The 13,939-nt window shown below is 66.0% G+C and carries 15 protein-coding genes; 5 read left to right on the forward strand and 10 right to left on the reverse strand.

The window, feature by feature from the left end:
* Positions 1-8: 8 nt before the first annotated feature.
* Genes ABLV49_RS02735 through ABLV49_RS02745 form a run of 3 tightly spaced genes read left to right on the forward strand, consistent with a single transcriptional unit; the run spans position 9 to position 2,548 of the window.
* Complete coding sequence (locus tag ABLV49_RS02735) at positions 9-647, forward strand: TerD family protein (protein ID WP_349280085.1); 639 nt, start codon at positions 9-11, stop codon at positions 645-647.
* Between the two features lie 32 nt (positions 648-679).
* The gene (locus ABLV49_RS02740; protein WP_349280086.1) at positions 680-1,783 is read left to right on the forward strand and encodes a hypothetical protein; all 1,104 of its coding nucleotides are present in this window, start codon (positions 680-682) and stop codon (positions 1,781-1,783) included.
* Positions 1,784-1,807: 24 nt separating this feature from the next.
* Complete coding sequence (locus ABLV49_RS02745) at positions 1,808-2,548, forward strand: VWA domain-containing protein (protein WP_349280087.1); 741 nt, start codon at positions 1,808-1,810, stop codon at positions 2,546-2,548.
* A gap of 29 nt (positions 2,549-2,577) precedes the next feature.
* Here the strand turns inward: ABLV49_RS02745 and thiL are convergent, their stop codons facing one another.
* The 5 genes from thiL to apaG form a co-directional block, all read right to left on the reverse strand.
* Positions 2,578-3,564: a thiamine-phosphate kinase gene (gene thiL / locus ABLV49_RS02750; protein ID WP_349280088.1), complete on the reverse strand. Its 987-nt coding sequence runs from the start codon at positions 3,562-3,564 to the stop codon at positions 2,578-2,580.
* Positions 3,565-4,274: 710 nt separating this feature from the next.
* Entirely contained in the window at positions 4,275-5,420 is a 1,146-nt protein-coding gene (locus tag ABLV49_RS02755; protein ID WP_011803026.1) for a YbdK family carboxylate-amine ligase, read from the reverse strand.
* On the reverse strand, positions 5,410-6,669 hold the full coding sequence (locus ABLV49_RS02760) for a cation:proton antiporter (RefSeq protein ID WP_349280089.1): 1,260 nt from the start codon (positions 6,667-6,669) through the stop codon (positions 5,410-5,412). Before ABLV49_RS02760 ends, ABLV49_RS02755 begins: the two co-directional genes overlap by 11 nt.
* Before the next feature lie 201 nt (positions 6,670-6,870).
* On the reverse strand, positions 6,871-8,835 hold the full coding sequence (locus ABLV49_RS02765) for a site-specific recombinase (protein WP_349280090.1): 1,965 nt from the start codon (positions 8,833-8,835) through the stop codon (positions 6,871-6,873).
* A 22-nt stretch (positions 8,836-8,857) separates the two neighbouring features.
* A complete protein-coding gene (gene apaG, locus ABLV49_RS02770; RefSeq protein WP_349280091.1) occupies positions 8,858-9,253 on the reverse strand; it encodes a Co2+/Mg2+ efflux protein ApaG in 396 nt (131 codons plus the stop codon).
* A gap of 114 nt (positions 9,254-9,367) precedes the next feature.
* Here apaG and rpe point away from each other — a divergent pair, with 114 nt between their 5' ends.
* The gene (gene rpe / locus ABLV49_RS02775; RefSeq protein WP_349280092.1) at positions 9,368-10,060 is read left to right on the forward strand and encodes a ribulose-phosphate 3-epimerase; all 693 of its coding nucleotides are present in this window, start codon (positions 9,368-9,370) and stop codon (positions 10,058-10,060) included.
* 21 nt (positions 10,061-10,081) lie between these two features.
* Here the strand turns inward: rpe and ABLV49_RS02780 are convergent, their stop codons facing one another.
* Genes ABLV49_RS02780 through ABLV49_RS02795 form a run of 4 tightly spaced genes read right to left on the reverse strand, consistent with a single transcriptional unit; the run spans position 10,082 to position 11,961 of the window.
* Positions 10,082-10,747 (reverse strand): DUF599 domain-containing protein, encoded by a 666-nt coding sequence (locus tag ABLV49_RS02780; protein WP_349280093.1) that lies wholly within the window; start codon positions 10,745-10,747, stop codon positions 10,082-10,084.
* Between the two features lie 9 nt (positions 10,748-10,756).
* Positions 10,757-11,194 carry a YeeE/YedE family protein gene (locus ABLV49_RS02785; RefSeq protein WP_349280094.1) on the reverse strand — a complete coding sequence of 146 codons (438 nt, stop codon included), beginning with the start codon at positions 11,192-11,194 and terminating at the stop codon, positions 10,757-10,759.
* 9 nt (positions 11,195-11,203) lie between these two features.
* Complete coding sequence (locus tag ABLV49_RS02790) at positions 11,204-11,638, reverse strand: YeeE/YedE family protein (RefSeq protein ID WP_349280095.1); 435 nt, start codon at positions 11,636-11,638, stop codon at positions 11,204-11,206.
* Positions 11,635-11,961, reverse strand: a complete 327-nt coding sequence (locus ABLV49_RS02795; protein ID WP_349280096.1) for an ArsR/SmtB family transcription factor — start codon at positions 11,959-11,961, stop codon at positions 11,635-11,637. The genes ABLV49_RS02790 and ABLV49_RS02795 overlap by 4 nt, the downstream gene beginning before the upstream one ends.
* A gap of 77 nt (positions 11,962-12,038) precedes the next feature.
* Here ABLV49_RS02795 and ABLV49_RS02800 point away from each other — a divergent pair, with 77 nt between their 5' ends.
* Positions 12,039-12,917: an MBL fold metallo-hydrolase gene (locus ABLV49_RS02800; RefSeq protein ID WP_349280097.1), complete on the forward strand. Its 879-nt coding sequence runs from the start codon at positions 12,039-12,041 to the stop codon at positions 12,915-12,917.
* On the opposite strand, the gene ABLV49_RS02805 is transcribed toward ABLV49_RS02800, so the two are convergent.
* Complete coding sequence (locus ABLV49_RS02805) at positions 12,914-13,828, reverse strand: LysR family transcriptional regulator (protein ID WP_349280098.1); 915 nt, start codon at positions 13,826-13,828, stop codon at positions 12,914-12,916. The two genes, ABLV49_RS02800 and ABLV49_RS02805, sit on opposite strands and share 4 nt — an antisense overlap.
* Between the last annotated feature and the right edge of the window lie 111 nt (positions 13,829-13,939).

Raw genomic sequence — 13,939 nt, forward strand, 5'->3', positions numbered from 1 at the left:
GCACCCCCATGTCACTGACCCTGAGCCTGAGCAAACCCGGCGACAAAGCCGCCAAGCTGTCCCTGAACCTGAACAAGGACGAGAAATTCACCGCCAAGCTCCTGTGGGACGGCGGCACCGACCTGGACCTGCATGCCTTGCTGTGCGTGGGCGTCGAAGGCGGCCAGGCCGGCATCACGTCGCTGGACCAGATACTGTCCACCTACAACGTGCGCCGCAAGATTGCCGGAAGCGAAGTCGGCGTCATCGACAAAAACGCCGATGGCACTTTCGAGATTTACCAGGGCGCGCTGGTGCACAGCGCCGATGCCATCGACGGCAAGCTCGACGGCGTGGATGAATGGATCCGCGTGGACCCGGCCCGGATTCCTAAAAAATCCGGCGAATTCATCGAGATTCCGCTGATTGCCATGATCCATCCGCAATCGGGAAGCCAGACCTTCGCCAATGTCAGGAATGCGCAGGTCCAGATCGTTAACTCGCGCGGCGACACGCTGCTCGACATCAGCCTGTCGGCGCAATTCGGCCCTTTCATCGGCGTGCAGATGGGTTCGATCATGATCGACTCGAACGGCAAGGCCGAATTCTCGCAAGTCGGCTCGGGCTTCATGGGCGACTTCAACAGCGTCATCGAGCACTTCGGCTGAGCGCTGGCAACTACGCACGCCGCCTGCCTGCCATGACGCGCCCGCCCTTGCCGCACGCCATGGGACATTCGCCGGCCCCGGCGCCTTCAGCGCCTGCGACGCCCGCCAGTCCGGCCATGCCCGCCCCGCGCCAGCCGCGCGTGCTCGGTGAGGTGGTTGCGGCGCCTGCGCCGCCATCGCGCCCCATTGCGGGCGACGCCGCGATGCCGGAGCCGCCCGCTGCGGTAGCGCCCGCGCGCTTGCCCCGGCGTATCGGCTCGGCGCCAGCGCCTGCGGCCCTTGCCTCCAGCCCAGGCGCTGCGCCCGCTGCCGCGGCGCGGCTGCCTTGCGTGGCCGGCACGCCGCTTCCCCGGCCCATGCCTGGCCAGGTGCGCGTCGGGCTGAAGGTCGGCGTGGAGGCGCTGGCGGGCAGCTTCCCTCTGCAGGACCGGCGCGTGCTCGAACTTGCCGCTGGCGTGCTGGGCGGCGTGGTGCTGCAGGGCCTGGACTGGTCGCAGGCCCAGAAGCTGGGGCTGGAGGTGCAAAAGGAATACGGCGCATGGGTGCAGCGCCTGCTCGATGCCATGTCGGCCGACGTGTTGCGCGCCGCGCCGCAGCACCTGTCGCGCCTGCTGAGCCTGCTGCAGGTGTGCGCCGAGGATTTCTCGGCGGCGCCCGGCCTGATGGGCCAGTGGCTGCGCAAGGACAGGCCGCGCCTGCTTGCGCTGCACCGACTGGAAATCGAGCAGTTGCGCGCCACGCTGGCCGCATCCGTTGACGCGCTGGACGCGCCCACGGGACAGGTGATGCAGGTGCGCGGCAAGCTCCCGGAGCTGTTCGAGCACCTGATGGCTGCCAGCCTGGCCTGCGAATGGCTGGCGCACAGCGCGCCGCTGGATGACGAAGTGCGCGCCGTTTTGGCTGACCGCGCGCTGGCCCTGGCCAAAACGGCCGCCCTGGTGCGCCAGCAGCAGGCGCAGTCGATGGCCAGCGCGGAAAGCCTCGGCGCCTTGCGCGACCGCATCCAGGACGCGGTGCTGATTGCCCTGCCGGCCTGGCTGGCCCAGCTGGCCCATCAGCCCGCAGAGCTGAACGACACCCAGCGTTTTGTCGTGCGCGACGCACTGCAACAGATCATCGACCGGCTGAAAAACTGAAAACCCTCAAAGGATTGATCCCTCATGGCATTGACACTGAACCTGCAAAAATCTTCCGGCACCCTGAAGCTGTCGCTGCAAAAAAGCGGCATCCACACCATGCCGGTGCTCGACATGGCGATGGTCCTGGACGTGAGCGGCTCGTTCGAGGACGAGCACCTCGACGGCACCACGACCGACCTGCTGACGCGGCTGGCCCCGTGGGGCCTGACGTTCGACCCGGACAAGAAGATCGACATCCTGACCTTCAGCAACGGGGCGGCGTCGGCGCATCTGGTCGGCGCGCTGAACGAAGACAATTACCAGGGCTACGTCAGGAACCACATCGTCAACAAGGTGCCCGGCTGGAACGGCGCGACGGACTACAGCTACGTGCTGGAGCGCACGCTCAAGGAGTTTGGCTGGATCAAGGGCGAGGCGAAAAAAGCCGGTTTCCTTGGCCGCATGCTCGGCCAGAAGGACGAGGCGGCCAAGGCCAAAAAACGCTCACTGGTGATCTTCATCACCGACGGCGACAACAACGACAAGGAGCGCACGCGCCAGGTGCTGCGCGAATCCGAAGCGCGCAGGGACGAGGTGTATTTTCTCTTTCTCGGCGTCTCCAACGGCGGCGGGCGCTTCAGCTTTCTGGAGTCCATCGGCGACGCGTTCGGCAACACCGGCTTCCGGGAAATCGCCAACGTGCGCCAGTTCATCACCAAGTCCGACGAGGACATCAACGCCTTCCTGCTGGATGACGAGCTGATCGGCTGGCTCAAGTCCTGATACCTGCGCGCCGAGGCCCAGCCGCCGGTTCAGGCGAAGTGGTCGAAAGAGGTGTAGCTGTTTGACACGGCCTGGCCGCTGCCATCGACCAGCCGCAGGCCGGGTTCGGCGTCGATGCAGCCGATGCGCGTGACGGGCGTGCCAGCCTGGCGCTCTGCGGCCAGCACGGCTTCGCGGGCCGAAACCGGGGCGGTAAAGGCCAGTTCGTAGTCGTCGCCGCCGGCCAGCACGTAGTCGAGCTGGTTTTTCAAGGAAATAAGGCCTTTTGCGCATGCTGGATGGTCTCTAGCAGCTATTAATTCAATAGCAATCGAAGTGTCCAGCGTCGCGCCGACGCCAGACGCCTTCAGGATGTGCCGCAGGTCGCCCAGCAGGCCGTCGCTGATGTCGAGCGCCGCCGAGGCCACGCCGCGCAGCGCCTGGCCCAGCGCGACGCGCGGCGTGGGCCGCTCCAGCCGCCCCCTGGCTTGCGCCAGCAGGTCGGCGGGCAGGTTAATGCTGCCGCGCATCGCTTCGAGCGCCAGCCGCGCATCGCCCAGCGTGCCGCTGACATAGATGTCGTCGCCCGCTCTGGCACCCGAGCGCAGCAGCGCCTGGCTCTTGCCGTTGACCACCGGCACTTCGCCGAACACGGTGATGCAGATATTGAGCGGCCCCTGCGTGGTGTCGCCGCCGACGAGTTCGCAGCCGTGGGCGTCGGCCAGTGCGAGCAATCCGCGCGAAAAGGCTTCCAGCCAGGGCTCGTCAATCCGGGGCAGGGCCAGCGCCAGTGTGAAGGCCAGCGGCGTCGCGCCGCAGGCGGCCAGGTCGCTCAGGTTGACGGCCAGCGCCTTGTGGCCCAGGCTGAACGGATCAACGTCGGCGAAAAAATGCCGGCCCTCGACCAGCATGTCGCTGGAAATGGCCAGTTGCGTTCCCGGCGTTGGCTGCAGCAGCGCGCAGTCGTCGCCCACGCCGAGTACGGCGCGTGCTGCGGGGCGCGTGAAATAGCGCGCGATCAAGTCAAATTCACCCATGGCGGCAAGCATACCGCCAGTGCCAGTGCCGCTGGGGTTTGGTGAAATCCTGTGCTTGATTTGTGGCTGGGTTGGCTTTGCGTGGTTGGGCTGGCCGGGGGTTGCCCGGCAGCAAGTAACTTTCTTTTGCTTCGCCAAAAGAAAGTCACCAAAGAAAAGGCGACCCGCAGTCCGAGTCCCTGCGCTGCGCTTCGGGCAACCTGCGCTACGCCACAAAAGCGGGGGTCCGCGCAAACTCGCTACGCTCAAACAGCGCGCGGCCCTAATCCCGCTTTTGCGGCGTAGCACAGGCTCGGCCAGGACGGGTTGGGGTCGGAAGCGGATTCGGATTCGGATTCGGGGAGCAGAACGCGCTTGCGCGTTCTGCGTATTCGGCTGTTGGCTGCTGGTATTGGTTTTTTCCCCGAGCCCCCCCTTCTGTCAGCGCTGAGGAACGGAGCTTCAGGCGGATCAGGGCCGCGCGCTGTTTGAGCGCAGCGAGTTTGCGCGGACCCCGCCTGAAGCGAGTACCGCAGGGTGCCCGAAGCGAAGCGTAGGGTCGCGGACAGCAGGGTCGCCTTTCTTTTGCTTACTTTTCTTTGGCGAAGCAAAGAAAAGTGAGTCGCCGCCGGGCGATTCCCGGCCAGCCCAACCGAGAAAAGCCAACCCAGCCACCAAGCAACCGTCCAGGAAAAAGCAACAACCCACGCAAGACCAGAACCCCTGAGCAGTTACGAAAATCCACCCGGCTCATGGTCCACGCCGCCCCGGAAGCGGTCCGCCGCCTGGCGGATGACTTCGGCCAGCAGGCGCTCCTCGCCCTGGCGCTCGCGCAGCCAGCGGGCGTCGTTGTCGTTGCGCTCGACGCTGGTGCGCAGCAGGTGGATGGAGGCGCTGGCGTCCAGGCGGTGGGCATGGCGCTCGATCTGCGCCATGGTCATCAGGATGTGTTCGCGCAGCGGCATGTGGCCGCCGGTGGCCGGATCGACATACACCGCGTCCAGGCCAAAACGGCAGGCCTGGAAGCGGTTGTAGGTATAGACCAGGTAGTCGTCCTCGGTCGGCATGAAGGGCTGGTCGTTCATGAACCATGAACCCAGCGACTGCACGTAGCCGGCCAGCGCGGTGGCGCGCTCGATGGTCAGCGGCGTGTCGAAGACGCGGATTTCAATCGTGCCGAACTCCGGCTTGGGCCGGATGTCCCAGTAGAAATCCTTCATGCTCTTGACCACGCCGGTGTGCGCCATCTTGTTGAAGTACACCGTGAACTCGTCCCAGGTCAGCGCAAACGGCGCGCGGCCCGACAGCGGAAAGGCAAACACCGAGTTCAGCCGCGCCGAGTCGAACGCCGTGTCCTGCCCCTGCACATAGGGGCTGGACGCAGACAGTGCGATGAAATGCGGAATGTAGCGCGACATGCGGTGCAGCGTCAGCAGCGCGGTGTCGGCGTCGGGGCAGCCGATGTGCACATGCTGGCCGAAGATCGTGAACTGCTTGGACAGGTAGCCGTACAGCTCGGACAACTCGCGAAAGCGCGGCTTGTCGTAGATGCGGCGCTCGTGCCATTGCTGGAACGGATGGGTGCCGCCGCCAACCACCGCGATGTTGAGCTTGTCGGCGCTTTTGACCAGCGCATCGCGGATCTGCGTCAGCTGGCCCAGCACTTCGGCGGACGAGTGGCATATGCCGGTGGACACCTCGATCATGCTCGATGTCATCTCGGGCACCACCGCGCCGGGCAGCGCAATCTTGCTCATCAGCCGCAGCATGTCCTCGGCGTAGGGCGCCAGGTCGTAGTCGTGGGTGTTGACGAGCTGCATTTCAAGCTCGACGCCCAGGGACAGGGCGCTTGACTTCTGGAAGGGTTCAAGACTCATGGACAGGTCCGGTTGAAGCGCCGCGCACGACGGGAGACCAGGGCCGGGAGCATTCGCCGGCGCGGTAAAGGGCGACCGTGGCCAGCACGGCACCCAGCATTTCCATCAGCAGGATGGCGGGCAGGGCGATGACGGCCACCTGGCCGCCGATGGACGACGAAGCGGCCACGTACTGCGACACCAGCAGCAAGGCCACCGACGACATCGGCGACATGGCGCAGCCGACCCACAGGCCTTGACGCCAGCTGGTGCCGCTGCCGGCATTGCCCAGCGACACGCCAGCCACCTTGGCGATCATTCGTACCACCACCAGGCCCATGACCAGGCTGGCCACGGGCCGGCTCCAGTCGGCCTGCGCGGCGACCACCGACACCAGCACGAACATCAGCATGGTGAGCATGGACGAGGCCGTGCCCATCTGCCGGGGCCAGGACCAGGGGCGCGGGTTGAGCTGCTTGAGCAGCATGCCGCCCAGCAGCGCCGCCAGCGGCGCCGAGCCGCCGAAGTTGGATGCCAGCGCCGCTCCTGCGGCAATCAGCGAGAGCAGCAGGATGGCGGTGTTCTCGCTGGTCGGGCTCATCACCCGCAGCGCCGTGCGCAGCACCAGCGCCAGCACGGCGGCCACGACCACCGACAGGCCCAGCACCACCAGCACCGGAAGCAGCGTATCCGACAGGCCGGCTTCGCCGCGCGGCAGCATGCCGGCTCTGGCGCTGCACAGCGTCAGCGCATACAGCGTGCTCAGGGTGGACAGCACCAGCGCGCGCTCGGTGACCGGGCCGGCGGCGCGCGTGTCAATCGCCACCCGCGACAGCACCGCCGGCGACGCGGCCATGGCGACCAGCGCCAGCGACTCGGCCACCACGCCGTGCACGCCCATCAGGTCGAGCAGCCAGTACACCCCGAAATAGGTCAGCGTCGATTCCGCCAGGCTTTGCACCAGCACCATCGGGTTGTGCCGGAACCAGCGCAGCGGAATGCGCCCGCCGGCCTCGAACAGCACCACCGCCACGCCCAGTTCAAGCAAAAAGAGGCCGGTTCCCTGCAGCGGCCAGGCCGCGCCGGTGAAGCCGGCCAGGCCGGCAAAGGTGCCGACGGCCGAATAGCCAATCACCTTGGGCAGGCCGGTATAGCGGTTGACCAGGTGGCCGGCGGCGGCGGCAAGCGCGAGCAGGATGGACCATTGCACGGTCGGCAGTCCGGCCGATGGCTTGATCCATTCGGCCCAGATGGCCATGATTTCGTTCATGTGAGGATGTCTCCACGCTAGGGGTTGGGGGCTGCGCTGCCAGGCCCGCAGGCAAGGCATGAAGCCCGGCAGGAGGCCCGGCCTTGAACAGGCCGCAGGCCGGCCAACAGGCCGGTGCTTGCCAGGGGGAAACAATGATGTTTCGTGAATTTACAGGACTTGGCCGAATCTTTTTGTAGGACAAGGACGAAAGCGTTTATCTTAACGGGGGATGAAAAAGTGCAGCGGATGGCTGCGCCAGCGCGCCAGAATAGCCGCCCGGATGCGGGCGCGGTCCCGCTTGCTGACGTTGTGCGCCTGCAGCGCCAGCCGGAAGGCAAAGTAAAAACTCACGCCCAGATTGAGCGCGCCGATCAGCGGAATCGAGGCCACGCTCCACCAGAACGCTGCCTGCCGCAAAGCCTCCAGCCCCAGCGACGCCCCGGCGGCCGCCAGTTGCCCGGTCGAGAGCGTGACATGGCGCAATTCCAGCTCAAGGCCAAAAAATCCGGTGAATGCCGGGATCAGGCCGAGCATGAAACCGAGCGAGATATTCGAGGCAAAACCCGAGATGTGTTCGCGCGTGAACGCCGACCAGCGGGCCGCGCGTTCGTTGCCCAGCACGGCGGTAAAGCGCGGGTTGTGCCGCATGGCCGAGCCCAGGTGGTGCAGCACGAACCAGTTCTCGACCCAGCCGGCAATCATGCTGGAGGCAAACAGCACCACGCCGGTAAAGGCCGCCCACAGCAGCGTCGGGCCGAGCAGCGTGAGCGATTCCAGCACATGCCGGGCGCTGTCATGGCTGATCATCGGCCGGCCCAGCAGCAGCTCGATCACGGCGTTGACCAGCAGCACGGCCGGCACAACCATGAAGACATTGCCAAACACCGCCGCCACCTGGGAGCGCACCAGGTGCGTGACTTCATCGACGAAGTCCTCCAGCGTGGTGACGGATTCGTCGGAGTCGATGTTCTTGAGCTTGGCGGCCATGGCCGGCGCCGTCATGGCCGGCTGCTTGGTGGCCAGCGTGAAATGCAACAGCTGTATCAAAATGAACGAGCCGGCGTAGGCCACGCTGGCCCAGAAGCCGCTCCAGAACGCCGACAGGCCGATGCCCGCGACCATGAACTTGAGCAGCGTCGTCAGCGCGGTGACGGCGCCGCCGCCCATCGCCTTGCCCAGCATTTCCTTGTACTCGGCACGGTTGCGGGTGATGTAGTGCTCGCCGGTCTCGGCGCTGCGCTCGGCCATCTTGGCCGACAGCAGGGTCGAATTGGTGCTGATCAGCGCGCCTATGCTCTTGCTTTCCTGCGCGGTGGCGACGCGCCGCGCCAGCAGCTTGAGCGCGGCCATGGCCGGTTTGGGCGACAGCAGGGCTTCGAGCAGTTCGCGGTCGCGCAGCATGCGGGCGCGCAGCTGGCGCAGCCGGAACACCATGCCGACGGAAATGCCGTTTTCCTCCAGGTGGGCATAAATGCTGTTGACCGCCTGGCGGCAGGCATCGAGCCGCTCGCGGTACTGCCTGACGGCCGCCTGCAGCGCCGCAGCGTCGCGCTGGGGCTGGAAAAAGACCGTGCGCAGCTCCTGCACATCGGCGGGCAGGGCATGAAAGGAGCGCGCATGCGGGCTGGCCCGGTTCATGCGCAGCCGAAGCTCGGGTGCAAAACCGGTGGCGCGGATTTGCGCCGTGCAGTAGGTGATGGCGTCCATCAGGCTGTAGTGCCAGCGCCGGGTGTCGCGCGCCGGGTTGGCCGACAGCAGCACCGTGAGCTGCGCCATCTGGGGTTCTTCCAGCGCACTGATCCACTGGGCATCGAAACGCGTCGGCACCACCAGCGGGAACAGTTCCGAGGCGTCGCGGGTTTCAGGCGTGCCCGGCAGCAGCTTGCGGCGCAGGCGCTCGGCCAGTTCGCTGACAAAGGCGGTGCGCGGCGCAAAACCGAAATCAGCCAGCAGGGGCGTGATGTCAACCGTCTGGATCAGTGTTTCCCACCAGGCCTGCAGGCGCGCCTGAAGTTCGGGCTGCTTCTGCACGGCCTCGATGAACGCCTGCACCCGCGCCACGGCGGCCTGGACGGAGGCCTTGTCGCCGCGAATCCATTCAAACAGCTTGATCAGCCAGACATGGCGGTCCGCCAGCTCGGCCGCCGGGTCCAGCGCCCTGAGCAGCTGGGTCAGGTCCTTCATCGCAGGTTGCACCGTCACCCGGTTAGTGCAGGACGCGCCCGGAAGGACTGCTGCCGTTCATCGCCTCCAGCACAAACAGGGGAACCACCACCTCGAAGCGCTCGCCGTCCTCGGCCACGAAAAAGTAGCTGCCGTGCATGGTGCCGCTGGGGGTGCGCAGCCGCGAGCCGCTGGTGTACTGGAACGATTCGCCGGGTTTGAGCAGGGGCTGCTGGCCGACCACGCCCAGGCCCTTGACCTCTTCGTTGTGGCCGTTGGCGTCGCTGATGATCCAGTGCCGCGAAATCAGCTGCGCCGCGACTTCGCCGGTGTTGGTCACGGTGACGGTGTAGGAAAAGCCATACAGCCCGTGCTCCGGCGCCGATTGCTCAGGCAGGTATTGGGGCAGGACTTCGCAGGAAAATTGGTATTTGGACATGGGGCATGGCATGAAAATCGGTTTGGCTGCCATGTTAACCGCCCCGGTCCGGGCTCTGCCAGCCGCTTGCCTGGCCCGCTGATGTAGCGCCCGCTTGCTGCGACAATCCTGCGCATGCCTAAAACCCTGCCCACTTACCGCATTGCCCCCTCCCTGTTGTCAGCCGATTTTGCCCGCCTGGGTGACGAGCTGAAAGCCGTCATTGCCGGCGGCGCCGACTGGATTCACTTTGACGTGATGGACAACCATTACGTGCCGAACCTGACCTTCGGTCCGATGATTTGTCAGGCGCTCAAGCCGCACGCCAAGCGCGCCGACGGCACGGCCGTGCCGATTGACGTGCACCTGATGGTGCAGCCCGTTGACAGCCTGGCCGCCGCCTTTGCCGATGCCGGCGCCGACCTGATCAGCTTTCACCCCGAAGCGTCAAGCCATGTGCACCGCAGCGTGCAGGCCATCAAGGCCAAGGGCTGCAAGGCCGGGCTGGTGTTCAACCCGGCCACGCCGCTGGACGTGCTGGACTGGACGATTGACGACATCGACCTGATTTTGATCATGAGCGTCAACCCCGGCTTTGGCGGCCAGAGTTTCATCGACTCGGCGCTGCGCAAGATCGAGCAGGCGAGAAAGCGCATCGACGCGTCGGGCCGTGACATTCGCCTGGAAGTCGATGGCGGCATCAAGATTGACAACATCCGCCGGGTGGCCGACGCGGGCGCCGACACCTTCGTGGCCGGCAGCGCGATTTTCGGCAAGCCCGATTACAAGGCGGTGATTGACGCGATGCGCGGGGCGCTGCAGGCCTGAACCGCGCCAGGACATTCCGGGTTACGCAAGGTCGGATGAGGCTGCGCTGGCGCTGCTTACGCGGTCAAAGCTGCGCAGCACCGCCACCACCACGATGGCCGCGACCGGGCCGGCGAACGGATGAACGATGAACACCACAATGGGCGCCACCATCACCAGGTGGCGAAGCCCCCAGCTGTACAGCAGTCCGGCCCGGCGTACATAGGCCGTGCCCGAGGCTGACCAGCGCTGCCTTGGCGCCGAGCCGACCGGCATCGCGCAAATGAAACTGGCATGGTTGTAGTAACGCACGGCCATCGCCGAGCACACCAGCGAGGCAAACAGCAGCGTCATCAGCATCAGTTCGAGGGCCAGCCGTGGCGTGAAGGCCAGCCCGCCGGCGCCTGCATCGCCCAGGCTGGACCGCAGATAGGGTGCGGCCAGCGTGACCGTTCCCATCAGCCCCAGCACTGCCGTGGAGGCGGTCATGGTGGCCGACATCAGTGAATTGCGCAGCGTCTGCACGGCGAGGATTTCCGAGCCTGGATGCCCGGAGACCGCCGTGAACCATTCTTCGCGAAGCGAGGCATGGGCGCTTCTGGCCAGGCGTTCCGGTGTGTGCCGCTGCGCCAGCACAACAGCAGCTTCATACAGAAGCAGTGTGGCCACGGTCGCGACTGCGGCCAGCCAGGTGGCGGTGCTTGTCATGCCTTGATCTCAGCGGGTGCGCAGGGCTGGCGACTGCTTTTTCCATTCGACCAGTTCGAACAGGCCCATGCCGGCGAGCATGGCGACCACGAAGACCACCGCCTTGGCCTCGCCCATGCCCAGTGCGACCAGCGCCGGCCCGGGACAGAAGCCGGCGATGCCCCAGCCGATGCCGAAGAGCGTGCTGCCGATGACCAGCCGGCGGTCGATTTGGCGCGCCGTCGGCAGCTTCAGGGCGGCGCCCAGCAGCGACGCGTTGCGCCTGCGGGCGATTGAAAACGCCACAGCGCTCACGGCGACCGCCCCGCCCATCACCAGGGCCAGCGACGGATCCCAGCGCCCGGACAGGTCGAGGAAACCCAGCACCTTGGCCGGATTGGCCATGCCGGAAATCATCAGGCCGATACCAAACACCAGGCCGGCGAGCAGGGAAGTGAATGCAAGCATGGCGGTTCCTTAGATTTTGAAGAGATGCCGAATCACGAACACGGTGGCAAAGCCGGCTGCCATGAAGCAGGCGGTGGCGACCAGCGAGCGCGGCGACAGTCGAGCCAGGCCGCAGACACCGTGCCCGCTGGTGCAGCCCGAGCCGTAGCGCGTTCCCACGCCGACCAGCAGGCCGGCGGCGATGAGGGCGGCGTAATCCGCATCAATCTGTGGCACGGGCAGCCGCTGGAACAGCCCGTACACCAGCGGCGCGCCGACCAGGCCGAGCACGAATGCCGCCCGCCAGGCGATGTCGCCCTTGACGGGCTTGAGCAGTCCGCCCAGCACGCCGCTGATGCCGGCAATGCGTCCGTTGAGCAGCAGGAACAGGGCGGCAGCCAGCCCGATCAGGGCGCCGCCGGCCAGGGCCGGCCACGGCGTGAAAGCAGTCCAGTCAATCATCATGATGCCTCCTTCGGGCAGTAAAGGCGATGCAGCACCGCCACGATGTCCAGCATGGCCGGGTCGGCCACGCTGTAGTAGATGTTCTTGCCCTGGCGCCTGGTGTTCACCACGCCTTCGGCGCGCAGCACGCCGAGTTGCTGCGACAGCGTCGGCTGGCGGATGCCCAGTTGCGCCTCCAGTTCGCTGACGCACATCTCGCCTTGCGAGAGCTGGCACAGCAGCAGCAGCCGGTCTTCATTGGCCAGCAGCTTCAGGGCGGCAACCGCCTGGGCCGCGCCCTGGCGCAAGGTATCGGTATCAATCACGGGGTGGGCGAGTGTCATCAGGGTGCTTGCAAGGTTTAAGTTGACTTCATTATATCAATCAATATAATATCAAGCAATACATTGAAGAGGTTCACATGCACGCCCAAACCGCCACCCAGGCTTTTTTCGATCCCATCACCTGGACCGTCACCTATGTGGTCTGGGACAAGGCCAGCCGCCACGCGGCGGTGATTGACCCGGTGCTCGACTACGATTTCAAGTCCGGCCACACCCACACCGGTTCGGCTGACCGGGTGCTGGCCTATGTGCAGGAAAACCGCCTGCAGCTGGACTGGATTCTTGAAACCCATGCCCATGCCGACCACCTGTCGGGCGCGCAATACCTGCAGCAGCGCATCGGCGGGCGCATTGCCATCGGCGAGCACATCCGCGATGTGCAGACGGTCTTCAGCAGGATGTTCAACTTTGAACGCAGCTTCATGCCCGACGGCAAGCAGTTCGACCATCTGTTCAAGGACGGCGAGACCTTCATGATCGGCGGGGTCGAGGCCACGGCCCTGCTCGTGCCGGGCCACACACCGGCCGACATGGCGTACCGGGTCGAGGGCGCGGTGTTTGTCGGCGACACGCTGTTCATGCCCGACGTGGGCACGGCCCGCGCTGATTTCCCGGGCGGCGATGCCCATCAGCTCTACCGCTCCATCCACCGCATCCTGCAACTGCCGCCGCAAACCGTGATCTACGTCTGCCACGACTACCCGCCGGCATCGCGCGAACCCGAATGGCAAACCACGGTGGCCGAGCAGCGCGCCCGCAACATCCATGTGCGCGACGGCATCGGCGAAGACGAATTTGTCGCCATGCGCACCGCCCGCGATAGCGCGCTGGAGATGCCGACGCTGATCCTGCCGTCGATCCAGGTCAACGTGCGCGCCGGGCAGATGCCGCCGCCCGACGACAACGGCATTGCCTACCTGCGCATTCCGCTCAATGCATTGCCGGTTCGCCGCTAGGCCGGCGACAACGGTTTTTTGAGCCGCTCCACCAGGTACTCCGCAAAGCCCTCGGTCGCGGGCGACGCCACCCGGTGCGCCGGCCGGTACAGGCAGACCTGGCGCATGGCCTCGGGCTCCACGATGCGGCGCATCACCAGGCCCTGGCGCTTGGCCCAGGGCGCGACGTAGGCGGGCGACAGCGTGGCGGCCAGGCCTGCGGCGGCCAGGCCGAGCGCCGTGGAGATGTTGTCCACCACATCGTGCGGGCTGATGCGCTCGACGTCTGGCAGGCCCGCGCTCATTTGCGCCACGCTGAGTTCGTGGTCGCGCCCCGCCGTGACCAGCGCATGCGGGCGCAAATCGCTCCATTGCAGCACCCGCTTGGCCGCCAGCGGATGGCCTTTGGCGCACCACAACACCCAGGGGCTGCTGAACAGGCTGGTGCGCAGCACGTTGTCGCTGCTCTGGCGGTCCGGGCCGACGGCCAGATCGACCTCGCCGCTGGCCACCATGTCGGTAAGCTGCTCCACCGCCGCGTCGCGGATGCGCACGACGAGCTTGGGGCGGTCCTGGCTGTAGGCCTGGATGAGGGGCGGCAGGATGGCGCTGGCAATCACCATCGGGGCCGCCACCCGCACCAGCCCGGCGGCCCGGTTGCGCAGGTCGGAGGCGGCCACTTCGGCCAGGCGCAGGTGCCTGAGCACGGTCTGGGCCGAGCCGCAGAACTCCTTGCCCGCCGCCGACAACGCGACCTTGCGCGTGCTGCGGTCGAACAGCCTGAAGCCCAGGCTGGACTCCAGCTCGACCACCAACTGGCTGACTGCCGAAGGCGTCAGCGCCAGCCGGTCGGCGGCGGCGGTAAAGCTCAGCACATCGGCCACGGTGACGAAGGCATCGAGCTGGCGCAGGGTGTAGCGGGGCAAGGACATGGGCTGATTATGAAGAAAACCTAAGCAATAGAGCAATATTTATCGTTTGTTGCCGTGCGCGACCTCCTGCAAACTGCGGCGCTCTTGATGCCCAAAACTAGCAAGGAGACA

Origin of the sequence: Polaromonas hydrogenivorans, assembly GCF_040105105.1 — a bacterium.
Classification (GTDB): domain Bacteria; phylum Pseudomonadota; class Gammaproteobacteria; order Burkholderiales; family Burkholderiaceae_C; genus Polaromonas; species Polaromonas hydrogenivorans.